Raw genomic sequence first — 24,842 nt, 5'->3', positions numbered from 1 at the left:
CACATTTATTGTGGATAACCTTGTGAACAGGGCGAAGTTTCTGACGTCAGGTGCCCACTAGGCAAGGGTCCCGGTCAGATCGGGCGTTTTTTACACAGTCGTTTCAGTTGCGCAAACGATTTGCGTCAGAAGCATCCTACTTCATCACGCTGCTATTGCTCGGACAGTATCAGCCGACAGAGGTTCTTCCAAGCGTCTACCGCCGAAACGAAAACGCCCCGTCAAGACGGGGCGTTTTCTGCAAAAGCAGCCAGTATTACTTGGCTGGTTCTTCTGCTGGTGCTTCGGCAGGCGCTTGCGCCGGTGCTTCGGCTTCCGGCTCTGCACCTTGCAGTTGTGCCGGGTCCTTGATGGCGATCAGCTCAAGGTCGAATACCAGTACCGAGTTGGCTGGGATCAGCGGGCTCGGGCTCTGGGCGCCGTAAGCCAGTTCGGCCGGGATGAACAGCTTGTACTTCTCGCCGACGTGCATCAGTTGCAGGCCTTCGACCCAACCTGGGATGACGCCGCTGACCGGCAGGTCGATCGGGCTACCGCGCTCGACGGAGCTGTCGAACACCTTGCCATCGGTCAACTTGCCTTCGTAATGAACGGTGACCACGTCAGTCGGCTTGGGCTGCGGGCCGTCGGCCTTCTTGATCACTTCATACTGCAGGCCCGAAGCGGTGGTGACCACGCCTGGCTTCTTGGCGTTGTCTTCGAGGAACTTCTTGCCGGCGGAAGCGGCTTCTTCGCTGGCCTTGGCCAGACGCTCTTCGGCGCGCTTCTGCAGCGAGGTGAAGGCCTCTACCAGCTCTTCGTCCTTGATGCGCTGCTCTTTCTTGCTGACCGCGTCTTCGATGCCCAGCGCGACCGCTTTGGAGTCAAGGTCTTCCATGCCTTCCTGAGCCAGGCTTTTGCCCATGTTCAGGCCGATACCGTAGGAGGCTTTCTGTGCCGGCGTCTTCAGCTCGGGGCTGCTGGCCTGTTGGTCGCAGCCAGCCAATACGAGGCCTACCAGGGCAACCGCAGCCGCCAAACGATGCTGTTTCATGCTATTTCCTTGTTCATGCGCCATAAGGGCAATCAGGGTAAAGCCGCGAGCTTAGCAGGCGGCCGTGACCAATGGCTACCGGCATAGGAGCGGGTAAACACTGATTAGTTCAACAGCCTTGCATGCATCAGAAAAGCCTTAATTAGTGCAAAAGATCATTCGTTACGCTTTGTATCGACCAAGATATACCATAACGCTATCATCTGCCGCTTTCAGGATGCTGGCCCGGGCGCGGCCAGGCTTTCTAGAACGGGCTTCAGGGATGCACAATGAGATGGGACGGAGCAGTAACTTTCGGTGATTACTGGCTGGGCTACACCGGCAAGACCGACCAAACCGCAGCCCACGCCCACGTCGCCATCCAGCTGTGCATCGGCCTGCGCTACGACATCACCGTGGAGTTCGGTAACCATACCCTCAGTGCACCGGGGGTACTGATCGGGCCCTCCGTCGACCATCGCTCGTTGCCCAACGCCGACCGCGTTGCCTTCCTTTACTTCTACCCGGACGCGCCGCTTGGCCGCGCATTGAAAGCCCTGCTCGACGAGAGCGGCAAGGCAGCGGTCAGCCCTGACATCGTCGATTGCGTGCGCCAGGCGGCCAACTTCGATGAGGTAGTCGCAGCCCTGGAACTCAAGCTGGTGCCCCCCGACAGCTTCGACCCACGCCTGTCCAATGCCCTGCACCTGCTGCGCCAGGACTGGGCGGGCATCGGCGCGGTGTCGCGCGCGGCCAGCGCGGTAGGCCTGTCCAGCCCACGCCTGCGCTTTTTCGCCACGCACCAGATGGGCGTGCCACTGTCGCAATGGATCATCTGGCGCAAGCTCGAACGTGCCTGCCATGCCCTCGCCCACGACGCCAGCCTCAGCGATGCCGCCATCGCCGGCGGCTTCGCTGACCAAGCCCACCTCACCCGCATGATGCGGCGCATGGTCGGCATGTCGCCCAGCCGCGTCGCCGTGGTACTGCGCAATACAAGCGATTCGTTCAAGAATCAGCAGTTCTAAATCGCCATCATCCCCTCCAGCCCGCGCCGATCGGGGTCTCCACCCAGGCGCAGGGCCGCTTGCCGGCCGTTGCCACTGAAACACAGGCACACAGGTCGGCTTTTTTAATCGCTCCGGTTCCTTGGCCCCCTTGCGGCTGCCAGGCAGACGGGCCACTTCATCAACCTAGCGAGCAAGGAGTGCTAGTCCATGTCTGGACAAACGCGGCTGACCGTTTTCCTTACCGGCGGAGCCGGTGTACTGGGCGATACCCTGATCGACCAACTGGCCGAGCGCTATCACCTGGTCTGCCTGACCCGGCGCAGCAGCATTCGCCACCCTGGGGTCGAAACCCTGCGCGGTGACATCTGCCAACCGCACATGGGCCTGTCCCACGCGGACTACCTGGCGCTGACCAAACGGGTCGACTGGGTCATCCACTGCGCGGCCATTACCCGCCTGGATGGCCATGCCGAAGCGGTGTTCTCGGTCAATTACCAAGGCACCGAGCAGGTGCTGCAGTTTGTCCGCGATGCCGACGTACCGCTGTACCACATCAGCACTGCCTTCACCCACCCCTGTGACTACCACCCAGGGGTGATGCCCTCGACCCCGTACGAAGTGGTCAAGCGCCAAGCCGAGACCCTGGTGCGTGAGGCCGGCGTACCGGTTTCGATCTTTCGCCCGTCGATCATCATCGGCGACAGCCACAGCGGCCACATGCCCATGCTGCAGGGCTTTCACCTGACCATGGGGCTGATGATGTCGGGCTACCTGCCGATCATCCCCTGCCCTGAGGGCGGCCGTGTCGATGTCATCGCCCGCGACGTGGCAGCTGCCGGCATCGCCAGTGCCCTGGATCAGCGCCTGATCGGTGACGACTACTTCCTCACCAACGGCCCACAGGCGCTGGATATCCGCACCCTGCTCGACCTCATGTGCGAACAAATGCAAGACCAGAGCACACCCTTCCAGCGCCCGCGCTGCATGAACCCGGACATCTACGAACGCCTGGTACGCCCGGTGTTCCTGCCGGCCCTCGAAGAGAACATCCGCGCAGCCCTCGGCCGGGCGACCCAACTGTGCCGCTACGCCAGCCTGCTGCAGCCGCTGCCCAGCTCCCTGGAGCAACTGTTGCCGGCCCAGCGCCTGGCCCAGCGCTCACCGCGCCAGGAGTTGGCGCTTACCTTGGCATGCCTGGCGCCCAAGCTTTCGGCCATGCAACGCATGCTGAAGATTCCGGCAGCGGGCGAGCGCCGTGGCGAACTGGCCATGGAGGCCTGAACGATGAACAGCTTCACCCCCCTGCCCGAAGGGCTTGATGCCGAGCGCGTGCGCGCGCAGTACCGTGACCATGTCAATGCGGGTTATGCCCGCCTGGCCTCGATGATGAACCTGCCTATCGAGGTGGGTGCCGAAGGCGTCTATCTGTTCGACATGGACGGCCATCGCTACCTGGATGCCGGTGGCTATGGCGTGTTCCTGCTCGGGCATTCGCACCCGCAGGTCGTCGAGCAAGTCAGCCGCCAGTTGCACAGCCATCCGATGGCCAGCAAGCTGATGCTCAACCCGTTCCAGGCCCAGGCCGCTGCGGCCCTGGCTGCGGTATGCCCTGACCCGCTGCAGTATGTGTACTTCTGCAACTCCGGCACCGAAGCCACCGAGGCGGCGCTCAAGCTGGCCTGGCTCAATGGCTGCCAGCACGTGATCTCTACCCAGGGTGGTTACCACGGCAAGACCCTTGGCGCACTGGCGGTCACCGGCAGGGCTCTGTATCGCACACCGTTCGCCGACCGCCTGGGCGACAGCCATTTCGTGCCCTTTGGCGATGCCGAGGCGCTACGCCTGCAGTTGCAGGCACAACCCGAACGCACCTGCGTGATCCTTGAGCCGGTACAGGCCGAAGCCGGGGTGATCGTGCCTGCGGCCGGCTACCTGCAGCAGGTGCGCAAACTGTGCGACCAGTACGGCGCAATCCTGATTGCCGATGAAATCCAGTCTGGCCTGGGCCGCACCGGTCGCTGGTGGGCCTGCGACCACGAGGCAGTGGTGCCCGACATCCTGCTGGTCGGCAAAAGCCTGTCCGGTGGCTGCGTGCCGGTCAGCGCCATGGTCTGCAACGCCGACATGCAGGCGCCGCTCAACCGCAACCCGTTGATGCACACCTCCACCTTCGGCGCCAACCCGCTGGCCATGGCCGCAGTGATGGCGACCCTCGACGTGATGCAGCGCGAACAGCTGGTGGAGCGCGCCGCAGCCCTGGGCCAACGCCTGCAGCTGGGCCTGCAGACCGTGCTGCGGCAACACCCGCGCGGCGCACAGGTGCAGCTGCGTTGCGCCGGCCTGCTGCTCGGCCTCGAGTTCGTCGACGCCGGGCTGGCGGCAAACATGGTCATGCACCTGATCGACCAACGCATCGTGGTCAACCATTCGCTCAACGATCACCGGGTAATCCGCCTGACACCGCCAGCCCTGTACAGCGACAGCGACGTTGAATGGCTGCTTGGCGGTTTCGCCCGCGCCCTTGCCCGCACCTTCGAATAGGACACCGAAATGAAAGAAGTCAGCCTGACCGCCCATGTTCCCAGCCAGAGTGCCGAACAGGTCTACGCCGCCATCAGCAACTTCAGCCTCTACCCCCAGCTGTGCGAATCGGTGCGCAACATCGAGATCGAATCGATCCATGAGCACGAGGTGCTGAGCAACTGGGAGGTGAACTTCCACAGCGGCATTCTCAAGTGGCAGGAACGCGATGTCTTCGACCCCGACAACCTGCATATCCACTTCCGCCAGACCGCAGGCGACATCGACCACTTCTCCGGCTCCTGGCAAGTCAGCGAAACCGCCGAGGGCGCCAGCATTGCCTTCCGCTCGTGCTTCGACCTGGGCCTGCCGATGCTTGCCGACATGCTCGACCCGGTAGCGCGGCAAGCCATCCACGACAACATCAGCGCCATCATCAGTGGCCTGTTCCCGAACAGCCAGATCAAGGATTGATGCCATGCCGTTGCCACTCCTGCAAAACGCCAGGCAAACCCTGAACCGCTTTGCCCCAGGCTTCGCCGACCTGCTGACAGAACTGCCATTCGAGCAGCGCGAGGCGGCAGGCAGCCCGGTGGTGGACTGGTTCAAGCAGAACGGGCCGGTTGCCTTGCTGGTGCCCGGGGCTGGCGGTGGCCTGGGGGCCAGCGCGCGCGAAGCGCTGCATGTGCAGCTTGCCCTCGGCGCCTTGTCGCCCTCGCTGGCCGTGGCCAGCACCATGCATCAGTTTTCCGTGGCCAGCCTGGTCGCGGTTGCCGCCAAGGGCACAGGCGCCGAAGGCCTGCTGTTGTCAGCCATCGCCCGGCAGCGCCTGCTGCTGGCGTCCGGCTTCGCTGAGGGCGTGCCCGGTGGCGGCATCCTCGATGCCGGCATGGAAGCCTTGCAACTGGCCGACGGCGTACGCCTGAGCGGCAGCAAGCAACCGTGCAGCCTGACCCGCTCGATGGACCTGCTGACCGCCAGCTTCAGCCGTGCCAGCGAGCACGGCGAAGAGCTGATGATCGCCCTCATCCCCGCGTCCGCACCGGGCATCAGCCACCACCCGTTCTGGGGCAACAGCGCCTTGGCCGGTGCACAGAGCCTGGAGCTGCGCCTGGAGGATGTGTACGTCAGCGAGAAGATGATCTTCTCCGCCGGGTTGAAGTCGCAGCTGGGCGATGTACAGACCATCGGTTTCATCTGGTTCGAGCTGCTGATCAGCGCCAGTTACCTGGGGGCCTGCATGGGCCTGGTGGAACGGGCAATCGACGAGCGCCGCTGGAGCGACCAGCAGCGGGTGCAACTGGCCTGCCAACTGCAATTGTGCCTGAGCGCCCTGGAGGGCCTGGCGCATGAGGTCGATCAGCTGCAAGGCGACGCCGATGACTTGCTCGCGCGCCTGCTGCTGACCCGCTACGGCATCGAACAGCAACTGGCCAGCGCCTCCGACCTGGCCCACCAGATGCTCGGTGGCCTGGCCTTCATCCGCTCGAACCTGAGTTGCGACTGGCTGGCCAGCACCCGTGGCCTGCAGTTCCACCCTCCCGGGCGTTTCAGCATGACGGCCAACCTCGACCGCTACCTGCATGGCGCTACCTTCAGCATTGCCAATGGAGTCACCCTGTGAAACTGCTCAACAAGATCGTCGTCATCACCGGCGCGGCACGCGGCCTAGGCCTGGAAACCGCACGCAAGCTCAAGCAGCAAGGTGCAACCGTGATCGGCATCGACCGGCTCGAACCGCACACTGCCCTCAACTTCGATGCCTACTACCTGCTCGACCTGTGCGACCGCGAGCGCCTGGACGAAGCCGCCGCCTCGATCCTGGAGCGCTTCGGCGACATCGACATCCTGGTCAACAATGCCGGGGTGCTGACCTTGGAGCGCGGCGAGACGGGGGTTAACGACGACGTGCGCCGCGCCCTGGAAATCAACCTGCTGGCCCCCTGGCAGTTGACCTCGCGGTTCTTGCCGGCGCTGCTGCGCACGCAGGGCAAGGTGGTCAACGTGTCATCGCTGTTTGCCCTGGTGAACGCGCCCTACGTCGCCGCCTATGCCACCAGCAAACGGGCCATGAGTGCCTATTCGGATGTACTGCGTATGCAGTACCCCGGGCAACTGGACGTGGTAACGGTGTTCCCTGGGTTCATCGACACGGCCATTCACGACCCGGCCGAACGGGTCGGCCTGTCGGTCAAGCGCCTGGTCAGCTTCAAGCGCGGCGAGCGCGTGCTGCTGTCGCTGGAAGAAAAACTCGATGACGCCAGCAATGGCCTGGTACGTGCCTGCACCCAGCGTGGCTTGCGCAACCGTGGCCTGACCTTCCTCGGCAGCGTGGCCATGTACACCGCCCGCTGGCTGCCGAGCGTGGTCGACGCGTTCATCAGCCTGCGCCTGCGCCGCCTGAGCAACGCCGGGCAGCTGTCGCTCAAGCCCGAACTGATCGACTGAGGACAGGCCGATGACGCAACTGGCACTGGACAAGCCCACGCTACGCCCGGACCGCAGCCTGCTCAAGCCGTCGGCGCTGGAAACCACCTGGGTGGTCGGCTATGCGTTGCTGCTGTTCGCCGTCCCGTTGGCAGTACTGGTGGAGACCCTCAGCCAGCTGCCGCAGGCATGGCCGCTGGCCCTTCCACTGCTGCTGCCGGCGGGTTACGGCCTGTTTCTGCAGGGCATCCTGGGCCACGAGGGCTTCCACTTCAACCTTAGCGAAAACCGCCTGTACAGCTGCATGCTGGCGGTGTTGCTGAGCTCGATGCTGACCGGCTTCTGCGTCACCGGCTACTTCGTCGACCACTGGCAGCACCATCGCCATAACGGCGGCCCCAAGGACCCGGACTGGCGCCTGTTGCGGCGCTATCGCCTGGCCGTGACCCGGCTGCTGGTGTCACGCCTGCATGCCACCGCCTGGTACCTGCTGCAGACCGTGCGCCTGGCCCTGCCCGGCGCCAAGGTCGAAGGCACGCTGCCGCTTCCGGACAAGCAGATCCGCTTGCTGGCCAGGGTCAATCTGGCCTGCCAACTGCTGTGGCCGGCGCTGTGGCTGGCGCTGGCGACGAAGTGGCCGGTGCTGCTGCCGGCGATGGCTGGGTGCCTGTTGCTGGCCTTGTTGATTTCCGCGCTCAACGCCTATCAGGAGCATGCCTTCGAGGCCTGCGTCGACCGGCCGGTGGCACGCTCGCGCACCGCCTGGCTGAGCACCCTGCTGCACCTGGGTTCGAACTATCACCTGGAGCACCACCTGTACCCACGGGTGCCGTGCTGGCGCCTGCCACGGCTGCACCGCCAACTGCTCGCCAGCGGTTGGTACGAAGGCCGCCAGGCGCTGCTCGAACCGCGTTTCTTCGGCGCCTTGCGCTACTGCAAGGCACGTTTCCCCTATGCCGGCGCCTGGCAAGCAATGCCACCGCCAGGCCGCCCCGGGCAGTAATTAGCGCCCGGTACACCGCCCCCACACTCAAGGAGCCGAGTATGTCTTTTGATGTTGATGCAATGATCGAAAATGAACGCCGCACCCTGCTGGCACACCCCCTGTTCGCCAGGATCAGCTCGCTGGATGACGTGCGCCTGCTGATGGAGAACCACGTGTTCGCCGTGTGGGATTTCATGACCCTGCTCAAGCGTATCCAGCGCGACCTGACCTGCGTCAGCCTGCCCTGGCTGCCGCCGCGGCACATCATTGCCGCGCGGCTGATCAACGAGATCGTCACCGGCGAAGAAACCGACGAGCACCCTGGCGGCGGCTTCATCAGCCACCTGGACCTGTACCTCAGCGCCATGGACGAGATTGGCGCCGACACTGGCCCGTTCCGTCAATTCCAGGCCCTGCTGCAAGCAGGCGTGCCATTGGCCCAGGCGTTGACCAACGTCGACATCCCGCTGCCGGCCAAGGTATTCGTCAGCAAGACCCTCGACGTTGCCCTTCACGGCTCGACCGAGCAGGTACTGGCGTACTTCTTCTTCGGCCGCGAGGACATCATCCCCGACATGTTCGGCGGCCTGCTGCAGCGCTGGGCGATCGAGGAAGCCAGCGTGCCGATGCTGACCTACTACCTCAAGCGCCACATCGAGATGGACGGTGACGATCACGGCCCGGCGGCCAAACGCATCATCGCCGAGATCGTCAGCGAACCCGCGCAGCAACAAGCGCTGGCCAAGAGTGCAGCCGATGCGCTGGTGGCCCGTACCGTGCTGTGGGACGGCGTGTTCGAACTGCTCAACCAGCGCGCCACCGCGACTGCGCAAGCCACTTGCGTGGCGGCAGCCAGCTGAGCATTGCCCCTTGCCTGCGCAGGCCGCAGGCAAGGGGCAATGGCCTTAAACGACAAGGACGAGAGCGTGTGACATGGTGAAAGGCAAGTACACCAAGTTGGCAGTATCGGTGCTGGTCATCGCAGGCCTGGCCGTACTGGGGCTGCAACGCTGGCAATACGCAAAGCAGTACGTCAGCACTGACAACGCCGAAGTGGAAGGCGTGATCATCCCTATTCGGGCCAGGCTGAGCGGCGTGGTGGTACAAGTGCCAGTGCACGAGAACACCCGGGTGAAGCAGGGAGACCTGCTGTTCCAGGTGCGTGAGGACGAATACCAGCAGCGGCTCGAACAGGCCCGAGCCAATTATCTGGGCGCGCTGGTCGCCACAGGCCAGGGCGGCATGCCTGGCCTGATGGACAGCCAGGTGCGCAGTGCCGCCGCACGCAGCCAGGCAGCACAGGCCACCATCGGACAACTGGTGGCCAACGCCGAGCAGGCCCGCAGCGACTATCGGCGTACGCAACGGCTGGCCGAGCAGGGGGTGGTCAGCACCCAGGACCTGGAAGCCGCGCGCGCGCGCTTCGATGCCCTGAACCATCAATTGCAGGCTGCCCGGAACAACTCCACCGCCGCCCGTGAAGGCACCTTGGCCAACCAGGCGGCACTGAAGGTGGAAGAGTACCGGATCAAGGCAGCCGAATCGGCCTTGGCCCTGGCCCGTATCGAGCTGCAGGATACCCGGCAGGCCTCGCCACGGGCCGGGGTCATCGTGCACAAGGATGTGCAGCCTGGGCAATTCGTGGTGGCCGGGCAAAAGCTGCTGAGCCTGGTCAGCACCGAGCGCATGTGGGTGGTGGCCAACTTCAAGGAAACCCAGATCGGCCGAGTACGGGTCGGCCAACCGGCACGCATCAGCGTCGACGCCTTTCCCGGGCAGCAGTTCGAGGGTGTGGTGCACAGCCTGGTACCGGCCACCGGTGCGCGGTTCTCGCTGCTGCCGCAGGAGAACGCCACCGGCAACTTCACCAAGGTGGTGCAGCGCATCCAGGCACGGATCGAGTTCCGGCAACTGCCCACGGCCATGCAACAGGCACTTAGCCAAGGCATGAGCGTGTTCGTCGAGGTCGATACCCGCGACAGCGGGCAGGTACTATGAAGTCGCCCTGGCTGGTGGCCGTGACGGTTACCTTGATCTCGATGATGGAGCTGCTCGACGTGACCATCGTCAACGTCGCCATTCCAAGCCTGATGGGCAGCTTTGGCGCGTCGGTGGACGAAATCTCCTGGATCTCTACCGGTTACATCGTGGCCAATGTGGTGATCCTGCCAGCCAGCGGCTGGCTGTCTGCCTGGTTTGGCCGGCGCCGCTACTACCTGGTGTCGTCGGCGCTGTTCGTGCTGGCGTCGCTCGGTTGTGCCGTGTCCCAGGAGCTCTGGCAGCTGGTGCTGTGGCGCGTGATACAAGGCCTGGCCGGGGGCGGCCTGCTGGGCATCTCGCAGGCGATCATCTATGACGTGTTCCCCAAGGAGAAGGTCAGCTCAGGCATGGCCTTGTATGGCGTCGGGGTGATGATGGGGCCGACCCTCGGCCCGTCGGTGGGGGGCTACCTGATCGATGAGTTCTCCTGGCACTGGATCTTCCTGATCAACCTGCCCATTGGTGCGCTGGCCCTGCTGCTGGCCTGGCTGTGCGTGGGCGACTCGCCCAACGAGCGACGCCCGCAGAGCATCGACTACCTGGGTTTCCTGTTGCTTGCCGTCGGTGTCGGCAGCTTGCAGATCCTGCTGGAGCGCGGCGAGCACTGGGACTGGCTGGAGTCGGACCTGAGCCTGCTGTGCCTGGCCCTGGCGCTGCTTGGGCTGGTGGGCTTCTGCTACTGGGAGCGGCGGGTGAGCAACCCGATCGTCAACCTGGCGCTGTTCAACAACCGCGAGTTCCTGCTGGGTTCGGTGTGCGCCTTCTGCGTCGGTTTCGGCCTGTACAGCACGCTGTTCATGGTGCCCCTGCTGCTGCAGACGCTGCTCGAACAAAGTGCCTACCAGAGCGGCCTGGTGATCTTCCCTGGGGCCCTGGCCAGCGCGGTCAGCACCTTGGTGATCGGCAAGCTGTCGCAGGAAAACCGCATCGATGAGCGCTACTTCATCTGCGTGGGCATCCTGGTCTACGGCTACGCCATGTACCTGCATACCCAGTTCACCCTGCAGAGCAACCCCGACACACTGTACTGGCCGCTGATCATCCGGGGGTTCGGCCTGGGCATGATCTTCGTGCCGCTGACCAACCTGGCCATGCGCCAACTGCCGGTACAGCTGATCTCGGTAGGTTCGGGCGTGCTCAACCTGATGCGCCAGCTCGGTGGCAGCGTCGGTATCGCCATCGCCGCCACCCTGCTCACGCGTTTTTCCTGGGCGCGCTACCGGCAGCTCGCCGAGCATGTCGACGAAAACCGCCTGGTCACCAGCGGCTGGGACCTGGCCAGCCTCGACCCGCGGCGGCTCTCCACCGAGCTGCTCGGCGCTGACCAGGCCAACGCCCTGCTGGCCTTCGTCCAGGCCCGGGAGCAGGCGCAGATGCTCGGTTTCAGCATGCTCTTCGGCCTGCTCGGTGCGGTGATGCTGATCGGCGTCCCGATGGTGCTACTGATGCGCAACCCCCGCCAACACAAGCCCTCACTTGCAAAGGAGTCCGCGACGTGCTCGGACAATGCACACGAATCCGCCTAGCGGTGCTGATACTGGCGCTGGTCTGCGCCAGCCCCGTACAGGCCCGCGACCTGTACCAGACCTACCAGCAGGCCCTGGGGCATGACATGGCCTATGCCGCCGCCCAGCAACGCCAGCTGGCGGCCGCGCAAAAGGCCCCGCAGGGGCTGGCCACGTTGCTGCCGCACCTGTCCCTGGAAAGCGGCGCAGCCTGGGTCGACCGCGAACACAGCGGGGCGGCCAGCCGCAACCGCGACCACTCCAATGCCTACGCGCTGGTATTGATCCAGCCCCTGCTACGCTGGCAGAACGTCATCGGCCATGAACAGGGCAAGGCCCTGGCAACGGCGGGCGAAATCGACCTGCTGGCCGCACGCCAGGACCTGATACTGCGCGTGGCCGACGCCTACTTCGAGCTGTTGCTTGCCGAAGACCAACTGGGCACCAGCCGCCAGCAAATGCAGACCCTTGGCCAGCAGCTGGACAAGGCACAGCGCTTTCGGCGCGAGGGCTCGGGGACCGAAAACGAAGTGCAGCGCATCCAGGCCCGCTACGACCTGGCGCAGGCCGAACAGATTGCCGCCGGCAATGCCTTGCGCCTCAACCAGCAGGCATTGGCGAGGCTGACCGGCAGCACGCCGGGCGAGTTGGCCAGGCTCGACGACGAGGTGGCGTTCAGTGGCCCGCAACCGGCCCGGCTGGATGCCTGGACCGACCAGGCACGCCAGCACAACCTGAAGGTGCAGGCCGCCGAGGTGCGCCAACTGATCGCCGAGCAGGAAGTGGAAAAACAACGAGCCGGCCACCTGCCAACCCTCGACCTGGTGGCCGCGCATGGCCGTTTTGCCTCGGTCGGTGGCAGCCTTTACGACGTCACCGTACCCGAGGAGAAATACACCCAGACGGTGGTTGGCGTGCAACTGAGCGTGCCGCTGTATGCCGGTGGCGGTACTCAGAGCCGTACCCGCGAGGCGCGTGCCCTGCAGGGCGCGGCCGAAGATGAGCTGGAAGATGCACGGCGCGAAGCTGATTTCATGGCGCGCCAGGCCTACCTCAACCTGACGGGCGGCATCAGCCAGTACCAGGCCCTGCAACAGGCCCTGCGCTCCAGCCAGAGTGACCTGCGGATCACCACGCACGCCTTCGAGGCAGGCGCGCGCATCAGCAGCGACGTGCTGGATGCCGAGCAGCAGCTAACCCGCACCCGCCTGCAACTGGCCCGCCAGCGCTATGCCATCTTGCAGGCGCAGCTACGCCTGATGGCGGCCAGCGGCAGCCTGAGCGATGACAACCTCAAGGCGCTCAGTGCCCTGCTGACAGCACGGGTTCAAGGGTAGCTACCCTCGCGGTACTGCCCCGCCACCTCGCGCAGCACCTCGCACACCCACTGCCCCGGCAGGCTCTGCGGCAAGGCGGCATTGCGACAGATGCCGACCGAGCCGCCCGGCTCGCGCACGCCCAGGTCGAGTTCGACCAGTTCGCCACGGCCAAGGTCGATCAGCACGGCGTCGCGCGGTGCCACCCACACGGCATCACTGCCCAGCAGATAGCGGCGGCTCAAGGCCAACGACAAGGTCTCCAAGCGCTGCGCCGGCAGCTGCACACCACATTGAACGAACAGGCTGTCGGCGTGCTGGCGAATGGTGGTGCCGGGGGGTGGCAAGACCAGCGGATAGCGCCCTACCTGCGCCCGCTCCACTGGCGTAGTTGCCAGCAGCGGGTGCCCCGGCCGCACGACCAGGCTCATCGACTCGCTGTACAGGTGCTCGAACGACAGGCCTTGAATCTGCGGGCTGTCGGTCATGCGCCCGACCACCAGCTCCAGCTCACCTAGGCGCAACTGCCCGAGCAACTGCGCACTGGCCCCGGTCACCACGCTGATCAGCAACGCCTCATGACGCTGATGCAGGCGGCACAGCACTTCGGGCATCAACAAGCCCTCGACGGTAGAGAGCACGCCAATGCGCACTTGCGACGGCGCCCGTGCTTCGCCGCGCAGGCTGCTCACGCCATCGCGCAGGGCCTGTACGCTGGGCCCGGCGTAGCGCATGAAGCGAGTGCCGGCCGGGGTCAGTTCGACGCCGTGCCGGCTGCGTTCGAACAGGCGTGCTTCCAGCAGCTCTTCGAGTTCCTTGAGGGTCTTGGAAATCGCTGGCTGGCTGATCGCGAGGCTGTCTGCAGCCCTGGCCAGGCTGCCCTGCCGGGCGATCTCCAGGAAGCACAGCAGGTGGCGGTACTTGATGCGGGTGTCGAGGTTCATGGCCTGAAGCTTACCGCATTGGGGGGAGTGGGCAGCTTTTATAGTGCTCGCCGCAGCGTTTTTGTCGCCAGGGAGATCGAGCGCCGCGCGGGCGGCGCTCGATCTCCCATATGGCGAAAATCCAACGGCGAACAGCGTCCGGGGCTTCAACAATTCATCACGCCACCGCCAGCTCCACCGCTTCACCATTGATCCGCACCGGCCACACCCGCAGCCGCTGCGCGGCATCCTCCAGGCAATGCCCGCTGTGCAGGCTGAAATGCTGCTTGTAGAGCGGCGCCGCCACCACCAGCTGGCCCTGCACACTCCCCACCAGCCCACGGCCGATGATGTTGGCCCCCGAGCGCGGGTCACGGTTGTCCAGCGCATACAACGCCTGCTCCTGCCCTGGCAGATAGAACAGCGCCACCTGGGCACCCTCGTGCCACACCACCACGCCGGAATCGGCAACCAGGTCGCGGGCCTGGCAGACCGTTTGCCAGTTGGGTTGGTGCGCTACAGCAGTATTTGACAGGTTCATCAGACAGCCTCCTCGACAGTGGGGATCAGGTGCAACGCTGCAGCAGGGCGGCGTTGTTCGCGCTCGCGGACGAAGTGCACGTCCGGGTCGGCGCGGTGGTCGTTGACGAAGGTGCGGAAGCGCTTGAGCTTTTCCGGGTCGTTGAGGGCGTTGGCCCATTCGCATTCATAGTGATCGACCACATGCTGCATCTGTGCTTCCAGCTCGGTTGCCAGGCCCAGGCTGTCGTCGAGGATCACCTGCTTGAGGTAGGCCAACCCGCCCTCCAGGTTTTCGCGCCATACCGAGGTGCGTTGCAGCTTGTCGGCGGTGCGGATGTAGAACATCAGCACGCGGTCGATCAGGCGTACCAAGGTGTCGTCGTCCAGGTCGGTGGCGAACAGCTCGGCGTGGCGCGGGCGCATGCCGCCGTTGCCGCAGACGTAGAGATTCCAGCCCTTGTCGGTGGCGATCACGCCGATGTCCTTGCTCTGCGCTTCGGCGCATTCGCGGGTGCAGCCGGATACCGCGAACTTGAGCTTGTGCGGGCTGCGCAGGCCCTTGTAGCGGTCCTCCAGGCGCAGGGCCATGGCCACGCTGTCCTGCACGCCATAACGGCACCAGGTGCTGCCCACGCATGACTTCACCGTGCGGGTCGACTTGCCGTAGGCATGGCCCGTCTCGAAGCCGGCCTCGATCAACTCGCCCCAGATCAGCGGCAGTTCGTGCAACTGGGCCCCAAACAGGTCGATGCGCTGGCCGCCGGTAATCTTGGTGTACAAGTCGTACTTCTTGGCCACCTGGCCAATGACGATGAGCTTGTCGGGGGTGATTTCACCGCCCGGTATGCGCGGCACCACCGAGTAAGTGCCGTTTTTCTGCATGTTGGCCATGAACGTGTCGTTGGTGTCCTGCAGCGGTACCAGCGCCGGGTCCATGATCGGCTGGTTCCAGCACGAAGCAAGGATATTGCCCACCGCCGGCTTGCAGATAGCGCAGCCGACATGGCCTTTGCCATGGCGCACGAGCAGATCATGGAAAGTGCGGATACCGCCAACCCGTACCAGCCCGTAAAGCTCCTGGCGGGTGTAGGCAAAGTGTTCGCAGAGGCTCTTGTCGACCGTCACGCCGCGGGCCGTGAGTTCGTGCTCGAACACCTGCTTGAGCAAGGCCGCGCAGCCGCCGCAACCGCTGGCCGCCTTGGTGCAGCCCTTGACCGAGGCAAGGTCGCTGCAGCCGCTGTCGATGGCGGCGCAGACCGCGCCCTTGCTGACGTTGTGGCACGAGCAGATGGTCGCGCTGTCGGGCAGGGCATCGGCACCCAGGGCCGGCGCGCCGCCCGTTTGTGGCAGGATCAACGCGGCCGGGTCGGCAGGCAGGGCTATACCGTTCTGCGCGTACTGCAACAGGGTGTCGTAGTAGCTGTTGTCACCCACCAGCACCGCGCCCAGCACATGCTTGCCGCTGGCATCCACCACCAGCCGGCGGTAGGCGGCGTTGGCTTCGTCGATGAAGCGGTAGCTGCGCGAGCCCGGCGTGGCGCCATGGGCATCGCCGATCGAGCCGACATCCACGCCCAGCAGCTTGAGCTTGGTCGACATGTCGGCACCGGTGAAGGCGACCGCAGCATCCCCCGCCAGCAGCGCCGCCAGGTTACGGGCCATGCTGTAGCCCGGCGCAACCAGGCCGAACACGCTGCCGTTCCACGAGGCGCACTCGCCGATGGCGAAGATGCGCGCATCGCTGGTGCGACAGTGGTTGTCGACTACCACCCCGCCTCGCGCGGCAATGTCCAACCCGCATGCGCGGGCCAGGGCGTCCTGCGGGCGGATGCCGGCGGAGAACACGATCAGGTCGGTTTCCAGGTGTTCGCCGCCGTCGAAGTTCATGCGGTAGCGATAGCCCTCACCGGCACTGATCGACTGGGTGGCGCGGGACAAGTGCACGCCCACGCCCAGGGCCTCGATCTGTGCCTTGAGCGCCGCACCGCCCTCGCTGTCCAGCTGCACCGGCATCAAGCGTGGGGCAAACTCCACCACATGCGCTTCCAGGCCCAGGGACTTGAGTGCATTGGCCGCCTCCAGGCCCAGCAGGCCGCCACCCACCACCACGCCACGCTGGGCATTGCTGGCGGCGGCGCGGATTGCATCGAGATCGTCGAGGGTGCGGTAGACCAGGCGAGCGTTGCCGCTGGACCCTTCGATCGGCGGGACGAACGGGTAGGAGCCGGTGGCCAGTATCAACTGGTCGTACGCGTAGCGGCCTTGGGGGGTAACCACCTCGCGGCGCGTGCGGTCGATCTCCACCACCGCTTCGCCCAGGTGCAGGTGCACGCCTTGGCTGGGGTAGAAACCCTGCTCGCACATCGCCAGGGTCTCGGCGCAGCTGCCGCCGAAGTATTCGGAGAGGTGCACACGGTCGTAGGCACGCTGGCGTTCTTCACCGAACACTCGCACCTCGAAGTGCTGCAAGGCGCCACGCTCGATCAATTGCTCGACGCAGTGGTGGCCGACCATGCCGTTGCCGACAATCACCAGTTGCTCTCGTTGCCTGCCGTTCGCTGTTGCCGTCATAGCCGATCCTCGATCAAAAAAAAACGCCTGGAGCGGAAGCTCCAGGCGCCTTTGCCTGTACTCATCAGGGTGTGCCCCTGGTTGATCGCCGTTGATCAGTGGGGCGTGTTGTGAACGTGATAAAGCAGGGAATGTGCCAAATGCTGTATCGCCTGTTCAAACGCGACAGGGCCAGAAAAGTCATCGGACATTCCAGAAAAAACCGCACAGCCAAGGTGCACCCATCCCCATCCCGGTGCACTCAATACACATCGCGCCGATAACGCTTGGCCTTGCTCAACCCTTCAACATACGCATCCGCCGCGGCCTCACTCATGCCGCCGTGCTCGGCGACGACCCTGCGCAGCGCGCTGTCCACATCCTTGGCCATGCGCTGGGCATCACCGCACACATAAAAGTACGCACCCGCCTCCAGCCAGCGCCAAAGGTCGGCGCCTTGCTCGTGCAGGCGCTGCTGCACATAGATTTTCTCGGCCTGGTCGCGGGAGAACGCGGTATCCAGACGCAAGTGGCCTGTCGCTTGCCATGCCTGCAACTGTGCCTGGTAATAGAAGTCGCTGGCCGCATACTGCTCGCCGAAAAACAGCCAGTTGCCCCCGCGTGCCCCGCGCGCTTCTCGTTCTTCAAGAAACGCCCGAAACGGCGCGATGCCGGTGCCCGGCCCAACCATGATCACCGGCACGTTATCGTCCTCGGGCAGGCGAAAATGCTTCGAGGCCTGCGGGAAGATCGCCACCTTGATGCCGTGCGCGCGGTCGGCGAGGAAGGTCGAGCAAGCGCCCTTGCGCTGCCCGTAACGCACCGTCGAGACGGTCAGGTGAACTTGGCCAGGGTGCGCCAACGGGCTGGAGCTGATCGAGTACAGGCGCGGCTGCAAGGGTTTTAACAGGTCGAGCCAGGTGGCCAAGGGCAGGTCCTGGGGGAACTCGCGCAGCACATCCGCCAACTGCCGCCCCCACAACCAGTTTTGCAGCTCGGCCTTGTGCTCGGGCTGGAGCAACCGGCGCAGGGCCTCGGCGCTCTGGCTGAACACCTGCAACTGCGCCGGGGTGACCTTGGCGATTTCCAGGTGCGCCTCCATGGCATCGGCCAGCGGCAGTGCGGCCTGGCCTTTGACCTCGACCAGGGCCTGGCCATCGAGCCGCATCAGCGCCAGCAGCTCTTCGACCAGCGCCGGGCAGTTGCGCGGCCATACGCCCAGGGCGTCGCCGGCCTGGTAGCTGAAGGTGCTGCCAGCCAGGTCGAACACCAACTGGCGCGTCTCCTTACGGGCACCCGGGGCATTGAGCACGCGGTTCTCCAGCAAGGTGGCCGACCATGGCTGCTGCTTGCTGCAGGCCTGCGCAGGCGAAGGCGCGCCACTGGCCTGGGGCGCGGCGGCGTCAGCCAACTGCGCCAACAAGGCGTCGAGCCAGGTGGCGAATGCCTCATCGTAATCCGGCTCGCAATCCACCCGTTGCAGCAGGCGCCGCCCACCCAGCTCGGCCAGGCGCTGATCGAGCTTGCGGCCAAACCCGCAGAACTGGTCGTAACTGGAATCGCCCAGGGCCAATACGGCATAGGGCACATCGGCGCAGTGGCCGCCCTCCTCGCCTTGCAGTGCCTGCCAGAACAGCGCCGCACTGTCGGGCGCGTCGCCATCGCCGAAGGTACTGGCGATCAGCACCACACTGGCAGCACCGCGCAACTGCTGCGGGCTGAGTGTATCCATGCAATTCAGGCGCACCGCCAAGCCAGCACCACGCAGGCGCTCGGCACAGCGCTCGGCCAGCGCTTCGCCGTTACCGGTCTGCGAGGCCCACAGCACCTGGTGCTGCGGCGCCTCCAGCGCCCGGCTGGGCAGCGCCGAAGGCTGCGCGAACACGCCCGCCAGCAGGCCGTCAACGAACCACCGTCGGTTAGCGGCCATTGGCGCGCTAGCCGGCAGGCTTGGCACACCCTCGACGCGGGCCTGCTCCAAGCCAAGCAAGAAGCCCTGCAGGTAATGGCGCTCTTGCTCGGCCAGCGCCGGGGCCGGCAGGTTGTCCAGGCCAAGCAGACGAGACAGGGTGGCGGTCGGCATGTGGGCAGACTCCGGGTGGGCAGTGGCGCCGCTCAGGTCGAGGGCGTCGATACGTTCGCCGGCAACCCGCTCAAGGGCCACGGCGCAGTGTTTGAAGGCGGGCTGCAGCGACAGTGGGTCGACCGCATCACAGGTGACGGCATTGATGGCCAACTGCTCGCCGACCAGGTCGTTCCAGTGAAACGGCGCGAAGCAGTTACCTGGAATCACCCGGTCGCTGATGCGCGCCGGCAGCACGGCCTGACCACGGCGCGAGCGAATGGCCACCTGGTCCTTTTCGGCGATGCCAAGCCGTGCGGCGTCCTCGGGATGGATTTCGATGAAAGGGCCAGGCTCCAGCTTGTTCAGCGCCGGCACCTTGCCGGTCTTGGTCAGGGTGTGCCACTGGTGCTGCACGCGGCCTGTGTTGAGCACCAGGGGGTAGGCGTCATCCGGCAACTCCGCTGCCGGCAACCAGGGCCGAGCGAAAAAGCGGGCCTTGCCGCTGGCGGTGGGGAACGCCAGCGCCGGGCGCTGGCCCTGGGCGTCGTGCAGCAGCGTCTGGCTGCTGCCATCGTTCAGGTAGCGCAATGGGCTGCGGTCGCTGTCACGCCCTGGTGCGCATGGCCACTGGCGCGGCTGCGCACGCAGGTCGGTGTAGCCGATGCCACGCAGGTCGTAGCCGGTAGCGGGGTTATGGAAGCGGCGAATCTCGTCGTACACCGCTTCGGCATCAGCGTAATCGAACGCGTCGGCATAGCCCATCGCGCAGGCCACCCGGGCGATGATCTGCCAGTCCGGCAGGCTCTGGCCAGGAGGCGCCACGGCGCGTGGCATCAAGGTGAGGTTGCGCTCGCTGTTGATCATCACGCCCTCACCTTCGGCCCACAGTGCCGCAGGCAGGAGGATATCGGCGTAGCGGTTGGTCTCGGTGTCGAGAAACGCATCCTGGGAGATCACCAGCTCGGCCCGGCGCAGGCCGTCGATCACCTGCTGGCGGTTGGCGACGCTGGCCACCGGGTTGCTGCAGATGATCCAGCAGGCTTTCACGTCCCCTGCTTTCAGCTGTTCGAACAGCGCCACCGTACCCTCGCCGCCTTCGCTGCGCAGGCTGCCTGGTGGCAGTTGCCACTGCTGTTCGACGAACGCGCGGTCGCCTTCCAGCAGCGCCGAGCGCTGGCCTGGCAGGCCGGGCCCCATGTAGCCCATCTCGCGACCGCCCATGGCGTTGGGTTGGCCGGTCAGCGAGAAAGGCCCGCTACCGGGGCGGCAGATAGCGCCGGTGGCCAGGTGCAGGTTGCACAGGGCGTTACTGTGCCAAGTACCGTGGATGCTCTGGTTCAGGCCCATGGTCCAGCAGCTCATCCAGTCGTTGGCACGGCCGATCCATTCGGCGGCCTTGATGATGTCGGCCTCGGCCAGCCCGGTGATGGCGGCCACGCGCTCGGGGCTGTAGTCGTCGAGGAAGGCTGGCAGTTCGTCCCAGCCGTCGGTGTGGCGAGCGATGAAGTCGGGGTGGGTGTGGCCGTTGCGGTGCAGCAGATGCAACAGGCCGTTGAGCAAGGCCATGTCGCTGCCGGGGCGTACCTGCAGGAACAGGTCGGCCTTGTCGGCGGTGGCGCTGCGCCGCGGGTCGACGACGATCAGCTTGGCGCCGGCCTTGACCCGGTCCAGCAGACGCAGGAACAAAATCGGGTGGCAGTCGGCCATGTTGGCGCCGATGACCAGGAATACGTCGGCGTGCTCGAAGTCCTGGTAACTGCCAGGTGGGCCATCGGCACCGAGCGACAGTTTGTAGCCACTGCCGGCGCTGGCCATGCACAGGCGCGAGTTGGACTCGATATGGCGGGTGCGGATAAAGCCCTTGGCCAGTTTGTTGGCCAGGTACTGGGCCTCCAGCGACATCTGCCCGGACACATACAGCGCCACGGCATCCGGGCCGTGCTGGTCAACGATGCCGCGCAGGCGCGCGGCGGTGGCGGCAATGGCCTGGTCCATGCTGGCGCGCACCGGCGGCTGGCTGCGCTGCTGACGCAGGTAGGCATCCTCCATGCGCCCGGCGGCGGTCAGCGGCACGTGCGCGGTCAGGCCCTTGGTGCACAGGCGGCCAAAGTTGCTGGGGTGCTGCTTGTCGCCGCTGATCTTGCTGACCTTGCCATCGGCAACGCGCATGACGATGCCGCAGCCGACGCCGCAATACGGGCAGACACTGCGTACTTCGCTGCTGCTCATGGGCCGGTCTCCTTGGGGAAACGCAAAAGGCGCCGGCTGCCCCGGCTTGCATGGCAAGCGGGGCAACACGGCGCCTTTGTCGTGAAGAGGTGCGGGCAATCGGCATTGATTGCCCTGGGTAGGGGTCAGTCAGCAATTAGCGGGCCAGCTGTGCGGGCCTCTTCGCTGGCAAGGCAGCGCGCCCGTGCGGGGACGGCTTGCCGCACCATGCGGTGGCACCGCGAAGGCCCATGGCGCTATGCTGGGGCACATTTTTGCCAGAGTTACTGCCTTCTCCCCATGTCCCAGGTGATCCTCAAAACCCCCGCCCAACTCGACCTGATGCGCAACGCCGGCCGGTTGCTGGCCCAAGTGTTCGCTGAACTCGATGGCTTCATACGCCCCGGCGTGACCACGATGCAGATCAACGACCACGCCGAACGCTATATCGTCGAAACGCTCAAGGCTCGGCCAGCAAGCAAGGGCCAGTACGGTTTCCCTTACGCCCTGAATACCTCGGTGGACCACGTGGTGTGCCACGGCATGCCGAAGGCGGATGAGGTGCTCAACGAGGGGTCGATCATCAATGTCGACATCACCCTTGAACAAGGCGGCTACATCGCCGATTCGTCGAAGATGTACTGCATTGGCCCGATCAACGACGAGGCACGTCGGCTGGTCGAAACGACCTACGACGCGCTATGGAAAGGCATCGAGCAGGTGCGCCCCGGGGCGACGCTTGGCGACATTGGCCATGCCATCCAGGTACATGCCGAGGCAGCCGGCTATAGCGTGGTGCGCGAGTATTGCGGCCACGGCATTGGCCAGCAGATGCACGAAGGGCCCGAGGTGCTGCATTTTGGCCAGCGCGGCATGGGCATGAAGCTCAAGCCCGGGATGGTGTTTACCATCGAGCCGATGATCAACCAAGGCGGGCGTGGCACTCGGACCTTGAAGGATGGCTGGACGGTGATTACCCGCGACCATGCGCTGTCGGCGCAGTGGGAACATACGGTGGCGGTGACCGAAGCAGGGGTTGAAGTGCTGACGTTGCGCGAGGAAGAACGCATGCGTTGATGCGGCCTTGCACCGCCAACGCCGGCCCGCTACCACAGGGGCCGTGCTGAACCGCAGAACGCCTCAAAAAGCACAAACAAAAAAAGCGACCCTAAGGTCGCTTTTCCTGTAACTTCCGGGTGTTCAGTGGGCCCTGGAAGTTGAATATGGCGCAGCGGACGGGACTCGAACCCGCGACCCCCGGCGTGACAGGCCGGTATTCTAACCGACTGAACTACCGCTGCGCTATACATCGAGTGGTGGGTGATGACGGGATCGAACCGCCGACCCTCTGCTTGTAAGGCAGATGCTCTCCCGGCTGAGCTAATCACCCTTTCGTCTCGGTGTGGCGCGCATTCTACGGATGAGCCCCCACCCTGGCAAGCATTTTTTTCGACTTTTTTAAAAAAATTTTCGAAGCCTTTCAAAGACCTAGCAACGCTGGTCTTTTCTTCTTCTATATATAGGTGCTGGCCCTCTGACAGGGTTGGACGGGAACCACTGCTCGGAGAATAATGCCCGCCTTATGCATTAAGGAGAGATTGCCCCTCATGTGGTTCAAGAACCTGCTGACCTACCGCCTGACCCAGGATGTTCCATTCGACGCCGAAGCGCTGGAAACCGCCCTGGCCAGCAAGCCGGCCCGTCCCTGCGCCAGCCAGGAGCTGAACACCTATGGCTTCGTCGCGCCGTTCGGCAAGGGCGAAGACGCTCCCCTGGTGCACGTCAGCGGCGAGTTCCTGCTGATCGCCGCGCGCAAGGAAGAACGTATCCTTCCAAGCAGCGTGGTCAATGACGCCGTCAAGGAAAAGGTCGAAGAGATCGAGACCGAGCAGATGCGCAAGGTCTACAAGAAGGAACGCGACCAGATCAAGGACGAGATCATCCAGGCCTTCCTGCCGCGCGCCTTCATTCGTCGTTCGATGATCTTCGCCGCCATCGCGCCGCGCCTGGGCATGATCCTGGTCAACTCGGCCAGCGCCAAGCGTGCCGAAGACCTGCTGTCGACCCTGCGTGAAGTGATGGGCTCGCTGCCGGTACGCCCGGCAACCGTGAAGATCGCACCCGTTGCCACCATGACCGACTGGGTCAAGTCGCAGCAAGCCGCCGAAGGCTTCTGTGTACTGGACGAGTGCGAGCTGCGCGACACCGCCGAAGACGGTGGCATCGTGCGCTGCAAGCGCCAGGACCTGACCAGCGAAGAAATCCAGCTGCACCTGAGCACCGGCAAGGTGGTCACCCAGCTGGCCCTGGCCTGGCAGGACAAACTGTCGTTCGTGCTGGACGACAAAATGGTCATCAAGCGCCTGAAGTTCGAGGAGCTGCTGCAAGAGCAGGCAGAACAGGATGGCGGCGATGAAGCCCAGCAGCAGTTCGATGCCAGCTTCCTGCTGATGATGATGACCTTTACCGAATTCCTGCCGGTGCTGTTCGAGGCGTTGGGTGGGGAGGAGATTCCGCAAGGGGTCTGAGTGGCATGAAATGTCGGGGCTGGGCTGGGACGTATTCTCAGCCAGTACCGGCCTCTTCGCGGGGCGAGCCCGCTCCCACAGGTACCCCGCTGAGCTTGAAATCAAGCGGGGTACCTGTGGGAGCGGGCTCGCCCCGCGAAGAGGCTCTCGAAAACTGCATCTCTATAAGTACAAGGACCTGCCCATGCGTGCCCTCGCCGCCCTCAGCCGCTTCGTCGGCAATACCTTTGCCCTCTGGGTGCTGGTGTTCGCCGTGCTGGCCTTCCTGCAACCGCAATGGTTCATCGCCCTGAAAGTGGCCATCGTACCGTTGCTGGGCCTGGTGATGTTCGGCATGGGCCTGACCCTCAAGCTCGATGACTTCGCCGCCCTCGCCCGCCAGCCCTGGCGGGTGATGCTAGGGGTGGTGGCGCACTTCGTGATCATGCCGGGCATGGCCTGGCTGCTGTGCCAGCTGTTCCACCTGCCGCCCGAGATTGCCGTGGGCGTGATCCTGGTCGGCTGCTGCCCTAGCGGCACGGCTTCGAACGTGATGGTCTGGCTGTCCAAGGGCGACCTGGCGCTGGCGGTGGCGATTGCCGCCGTCACCACCCTGCTCGCCCCGCTGCTGACCCCGGCGTTGATCTGGTTCCTGGCCTCGGCCTGGCTGCCGGTCTCGTTCATGGACATGTTCTGGTCGATCCTGCAGCTGGTCATGCTGCCGATCGTGCTCGGCGTGCTGGCCCAGCGCCTGCTGGGCGCGCGGGTACAGGCGGCGGTGCAGGTGTTGCCACTGGTGTCAGTGGTGAGCATCGTCATGATCGTCTGTGCGGTGGTGGCGGCCAGCCAGGCGAAAATCGCCGAGTCGGGCCTGCTGATCATGGCCGTGGTGATGCTGCACAACAGCTTCGGCTACCTGCTGGGTTACCTCACCGGCAAGCTCTGCAAACTGCCACTGGCCCAGCGCAAGTCGCTGGCACTGGAGGTGGGCATGCAGAACTCAGGGTTGGGGGCAGCCTTGGCGGCGGCGCATTTCTCGCCATTGGCGGCGGTGCCGAGCGCGCTGTTCAGCGTTTGGCACAATATTTCGGGGGCGCTGCTGTCGACCTGGTTCCGCCGTATGGAAGCGCCTTTGCCGGTAGATGAACGTGGCGAGCCTGCCAGGCACTGACTTGCCCAGCCATCAGAAAATGTGCACCCTATTGCCCACTGTGGGGACGGCCTCACGACGCACCGCGTGACCATTCCGGGG

19 protein-coding genes and 2 tRNA genes are annotated in these 24,842 nt (G+C 64.8%); 14 read left to right on the top strand and 7 right to left on the bottom strand.

Annotation, left to right across the window (positions count from 1 at the left end):
- Positions 1–256: 256 nt before the first annotated feature.
- Positions 257–1,033 carry an FKBP-type peptidyl-prolyl cis-trans isomerase gene (locus tag HU770_RS02875; protein WP_047581718.1) on the bottom strand — a complete coding sequence of 259 codons (777 nt, stop codon included), beginning with the start codon at positions 1,031–1,033 and terminating at the stop codon, positions 257–259.
- Between the two features lie 269 nt (positions 1,034–1,302).
- Between HU770_RS02875 and HU770_RS02870 the strand changes: the two genes are divergently transcribed.
- From HU770_RS02870 to HU770_RS02820, 11 genes are all read left to right on the top strand, one after another.
- The gene (locus HU770_RS02870) at positions 1,303–2,040 is read left to right on the top strand and encodes an AraC family transcriptional regulator (RefSeq protein WP_033700755.1); all 738 of its coding nucleotides are present in this window, start codon (positions 1,303–1,305) and stop codon (positions 2,038–2,040) included.
- Positions 2,041–2,229: 189 nt separating this feature from the next.
- Positions 2,230–3,303 (top strand): SDR family oxidoreductase, encoded by a 1,074-nt coding sequence (locus tag HU770_RS02865; RefSeq protein WP_033700757.1) that lies wholly within the window; start codon positions 2,230–2,232, stop codon positions 3,301–3,303.
- Positions 3,304–3,306: 3 nt separating this feature from the next.
- The gene (locus tag HU770_RS02860) at positions 3,307–4,563 is read left to right on the top strand and encodes an aminotransferase class III-fold pyridoxal phosphate-dependent enzyme (RefSeq protein ID WP_186654610.1); all 1,257 of its coding nucleotides are present in this window, start codon (positions 3,307–3,309) and stop codon (positions 4,561–4,563) included.
- 9 nt (positions 4,564–4,572) lie between these two features.
- The gene (locus HU770_RS02855) at positions 4,573–5,016 is read left to right on the top strand and encodes an SRPBCC family protein (RefSeq protein WP_047581713.1); all 444 of its coding nucleotides are present in this window, start codon (positions 4,573–4,575) and stop codon (positions 5,014–5,016) included.
- A gap of 4 nt (positions 5,017–5,020) precedes the next feature.
- Positions 5,021–6,166, top strand: a complete 1,146-nt coding sequence (locus tag HU770_RS02850) for an isobutylamine N-hydroxylase (protein ID WP_047581711.1) — start codon at positions 5,021–5,023, stop codon at positions 6,164–6,166.
- Complete coding sequence (locus HU770_RS02845; RefSeq protein ID WP_033700762.1) at positions 6,163–6,990, top strand: SDR family NAD(P)-dependent oxidoreductase; 828 nt, start codon at positions 6,163–6,165, stop codon at positions 6,988–6,990. Before HU770_RS02850 ends, HU770_RS02845 begins: the two co-directional genes overlap by 4 nt.
- A gap of 10 nt (positions 6,991–7,000) precedes the next feature.
- Entirely contained in the window at positions 7,001–7,972 is a 972-nt protein-coding gene (locus HU770_RS02840) for a fatty acid desaturase (RefSeq protein ID WP_186663005.1), read from the top strand.
- Positions 7,973–8,013: 41 nt separating this feature from the next.
- Positions 8,014–8,814, top strand: a complete 801-nt coding sequence (locus tag HU770_RS02835) for a DUF3050 domain-containing protein (protein ID WP_186654604.1) — start codon at positions 8,014–8,016, stop codon at positions 8,812–8,814.
- Positions 8,815–8,887: 73 nt separating this feature from the next.
- A complete protein-coding gene (locus tag HU770_RS02830; RefSeq protein ID WP_186663004.1) occupies positions 8,888–9,952 on the top strand; it encodes an HlyD family secretion protein in 1,065 nt (354 codons plus the stop codon).
- Positions 9,949–11,520: a DHA2 family efflux MFS transporter permease subunit gene (locus HU770_RS02825; RefSeq protein WP_033700768.1), complete on the top strand. Its 1,572-nt coding sequence runs from the start codon at positions 9,949–9,951 to the stop codon at positions 11,518–11,520. Before HU770_RS02830 ends, HU770_RS02825 begins: the two co-directional genes overlap by 4 nt.
- Positions 11,490–12,836 carry a TolC family outer membrane protein gene (locus tag HU770_RS02820; protein WP_186663003.1) on the top strand — a complete coding sequence of 449 codons (1,347 nt, stop codon included), beginning with the start codon at positions 11,490–11,492 and terminating at the stop codon, positions 12,834–12,836. Before HU770_RS02825 ends, HU770_RS02820 begins: the two co-directional genes overlap by 31 nt.
- On the opposite strand, the gene pcaQ is transcribed toward HU770_RS02820, so the two are convergent.
- The 4 genes from pcaQ to HU770_RS02800 all read right to left on the bottom strand — a co-directional run bounded on the left by pcaQ (position 12,827) and on the right by HU770_RS02800 (position 21,104).
- The gene (gene pcaQ / locus HU770_RS02815) at positions 12,827–13,759 is read right to left on the bottom strand and encodes a pca operon transcription factor PcaQ (RefSeq protein WP_033700770.1); all 933 of its coding nucleotides are present in this window, start codon (positions 13,757–13,759) and stop codon (positions 12,827–12,829) included. The two genes, HU770_RS02820 and pcaQ, sit on opposite strands and share 10 nt — an antisense overlap.
- A 157-nt stretch (positions 13,760–13,916) precedes the next feature.
- Positions 13,917–14,279 carry a nitrite reductase small subunit NirD gene (gene nirD / locus HU770_RS02810; protein ID WP_033700771.1) on the bottom strand — a complete coding sequence of 121 codons (363 nt, stop codon included), beginning with the start codon at positions 14,277–14,279 and terminating at the stop codon, positions 13,917–13,919.
- Positions 14,279–16,831 carry a nitrite reductase large subunit NirB gene (gene nirB, locus HU770_RS02805; protein WP_186663002.1) on the bottom strand — a complete coding sequence of 851 codons (2,553 nt, stop codon included), beginning with the start codon at positions 16,829–16,831 and terminating at the stop codon, positions 14,279–14,281. The genes nirD and nirB overlap by 1 nt, the downstream gene beginning before the upstream one ends.
- Positions 16,832–17,072: 241 nt before the next feature.
- Complete coding sequence (locus HU770_RS02800; protein ID WP_186663001.1) at positions 17,073–21,104, bottom strand: bifunctional nitrate reductase/sulfite reductase flavoprotein subunit alpha; 4,032 nt, start codon at positions 21,102–21,104, stop codon at positions 17,073–17,075.
- A gap of 279 nt (positions 21,105–21,383) precedes the next feature.
- Here HU770_RS02800 and map point away from each other — a divergent pair, with 279 nt between their 5' ends.
- A complete protein-coding gene (gene map / locus HU770_RS02795) occupies positions 21,384–22,160 on the top strand; it encodes a type I methionyl aminopeptidase (protein ID WP_186654591.1) in 777 nt (258 codons plus the stop codon).
- 147 nt (positions 22,161–22,307) lie between these two features.
- Here the strand turns inward: map and HU770_RS02790 are convergent.
- Positions 22,308–22,384: transfer RNA gene (locus HU770_RS02790), tRNA-Asp, on the bottom strand.
- Between the two features lie 13 nt (positions 22,385–22,397).
- Positions 22,398–22,473, bottom strand: a tRNA-Val gene (locus HU770_RS02785).
- A 217-nt stretch (positions 22,474–22,690) separates the two neighbouring features.
- Between HU770_RS02785 and rdgC the strand changes: the two genes are divergently transcribed.
- Both rdgC and HU770_RS02775 read left to right on the top strand, forming a co-directional pair.
- Positions 22,691–23,611, top strand: coding sequence for a recombination-associated protein RdgC (gene rdgC / locus HU770_RS02780; RefSeq protein WP_186663000.1), 921 nt, complete (start codon positions 22,691–22,693; stop codon positions 23,609–23,611).
- 184 nt (positions 23,612–23,795) lie between these two features.
- Positions 23,796–24,761, top strand: coding sequence for a bile acid:sodium symporter family protein (locus tag HU770_RS02775; RefSeq protein WP_033700778.1), 966 nt, complete (start codon positions 23,796–23,798; stop codon positions 24,759–24,761).
- The last annotated feature ends 81 nt before the right edge of the window (positions 24,762–24,842 follow it).

It is taken from the genome of Pseudomonas sp. SWRI68, from assembly GCF_014269165.1.
Classification (GTDB): domain Bacteria; phylum Pseudomonadota; class Gammaproteobacteria; order Pseudomonadales; family Pseudomonadaceae; genus Aquipseudomonas; species Aquipseudomonas capeferrum.
This window is presented reverse-complemented; position numbering and strand designations above follow the sequence as displayed.

Coding starts and splice junctions, on each gene's coding strand:
- HU770_RS02775 (WP_033700778.1), top strand. CDS start 23,796: ATGCGTGCCCTCGCCGCCCTCAGCCGCTTCGTCGGCAATACCTTTGCC.
- HU770_RS02875 (WP_047581718.1), bottom strand. CDS start 1,033: ATGAAACAGCATCGTTTGGCGGCTGCGGTTGCCCTGGTAGGCCTCGTA.
- HU770_RS02830 (WP_186663004.1), top strand. CDS start 8,888: ATGGTGAAAGGCAAGTACACCAAGTTGGCAGTATCGGTGCTGGTCATC.
- nirB (WP_186663002.1), bottom strand. CDS start 16,831: ATGACGGCAACAGCGAACGGCAGGCAACGAGAGCAACTGGTGATTGTC.
- HU770_RS02860 (WP_186654610.1), top strand. CDS start 3,307: ATGAACAGCTTCACCCCCCTGCCCGAAGGGCTTGATGCCGAGCGCGTG.
- nirD (WP_033700771.1), bottom strand. CDS start 14,279: ATGAACCTGTCAAATACTGCTGTAGCGCACCAACCCAACTGGCAAACG.
- rdgC (WP_186663000.1), top strand. CDS start 22,691: ATGTGGTTCAAGAACCTGCTGACCTACCGCCTGACCCAGGATGTTCCA.
- HU770_RS02835 (WP_186654604.1), top strand. CDS start 8,014: ATGTCTTTTGATGTTGATGCAATGATCGAAAATGAACGCCGCACCCTG.
- HU770_RS02840 (WP_186663005.1), top strand. CDS start 7,001: ATGACGCAACTGGCACTGGACAAGCCCACGCTACGCCCGGACCGCAGC.
- HU770_RS02870 (WP_033700755.1), top strand. CDS start 1,303: ATGAGATGGGACGGAGCAGTAACTTTCGGTGATTACTGGCTGGGCTAC.
- HU770_RS02865 (WP_033700757.1), top strand. CDS start 2,230: ATGTCTGGACAAACGCGGCTGACCGTTTTCCTTACCGGCGGAGCCGGT.
- HU770_RS02825 (WP_033700768.1), top strand. CDS start 9,949: ATGAAGTCGCCCTGGCTGGTGGCCGTGACGGTTACCTTGATCTCGATG.
- HU770_RS02800 (WP_186663001.1), bottom strand. CDS start 21,104: ATGAGCAGCAGCGAAGTACGCAGTGTCTGCCCGTATTGCGGCGTCGGC.
- HU770_RS02855 (WP_047581713.1), top strand. CDS start 4,573: ATGAAAGAAGTCAGCCTGACCGCCCATGTTCCCAGCCAGAGTGCCGAA.
- HU770_RS02850 (WP_047581711.1), top strand. CDS start 5,021: ATGCCGTTGCCACTCCTGCAAAACGCCAGGCAAACCCTGAACCGCTTT.
- pcaQ (WP_033700770.1), bottom strand. CDS start 13,759: ATGAACCTCGACACCCGCATCAAGTACCGCCACCTGCTGTGCTTCCTG.
- map (WP_186654591.1), top strand. CDS start 21,384: ATGTCCCAGGTGATCCTCAAAACCCCCGCCCAACTCGACCTGATGCGC.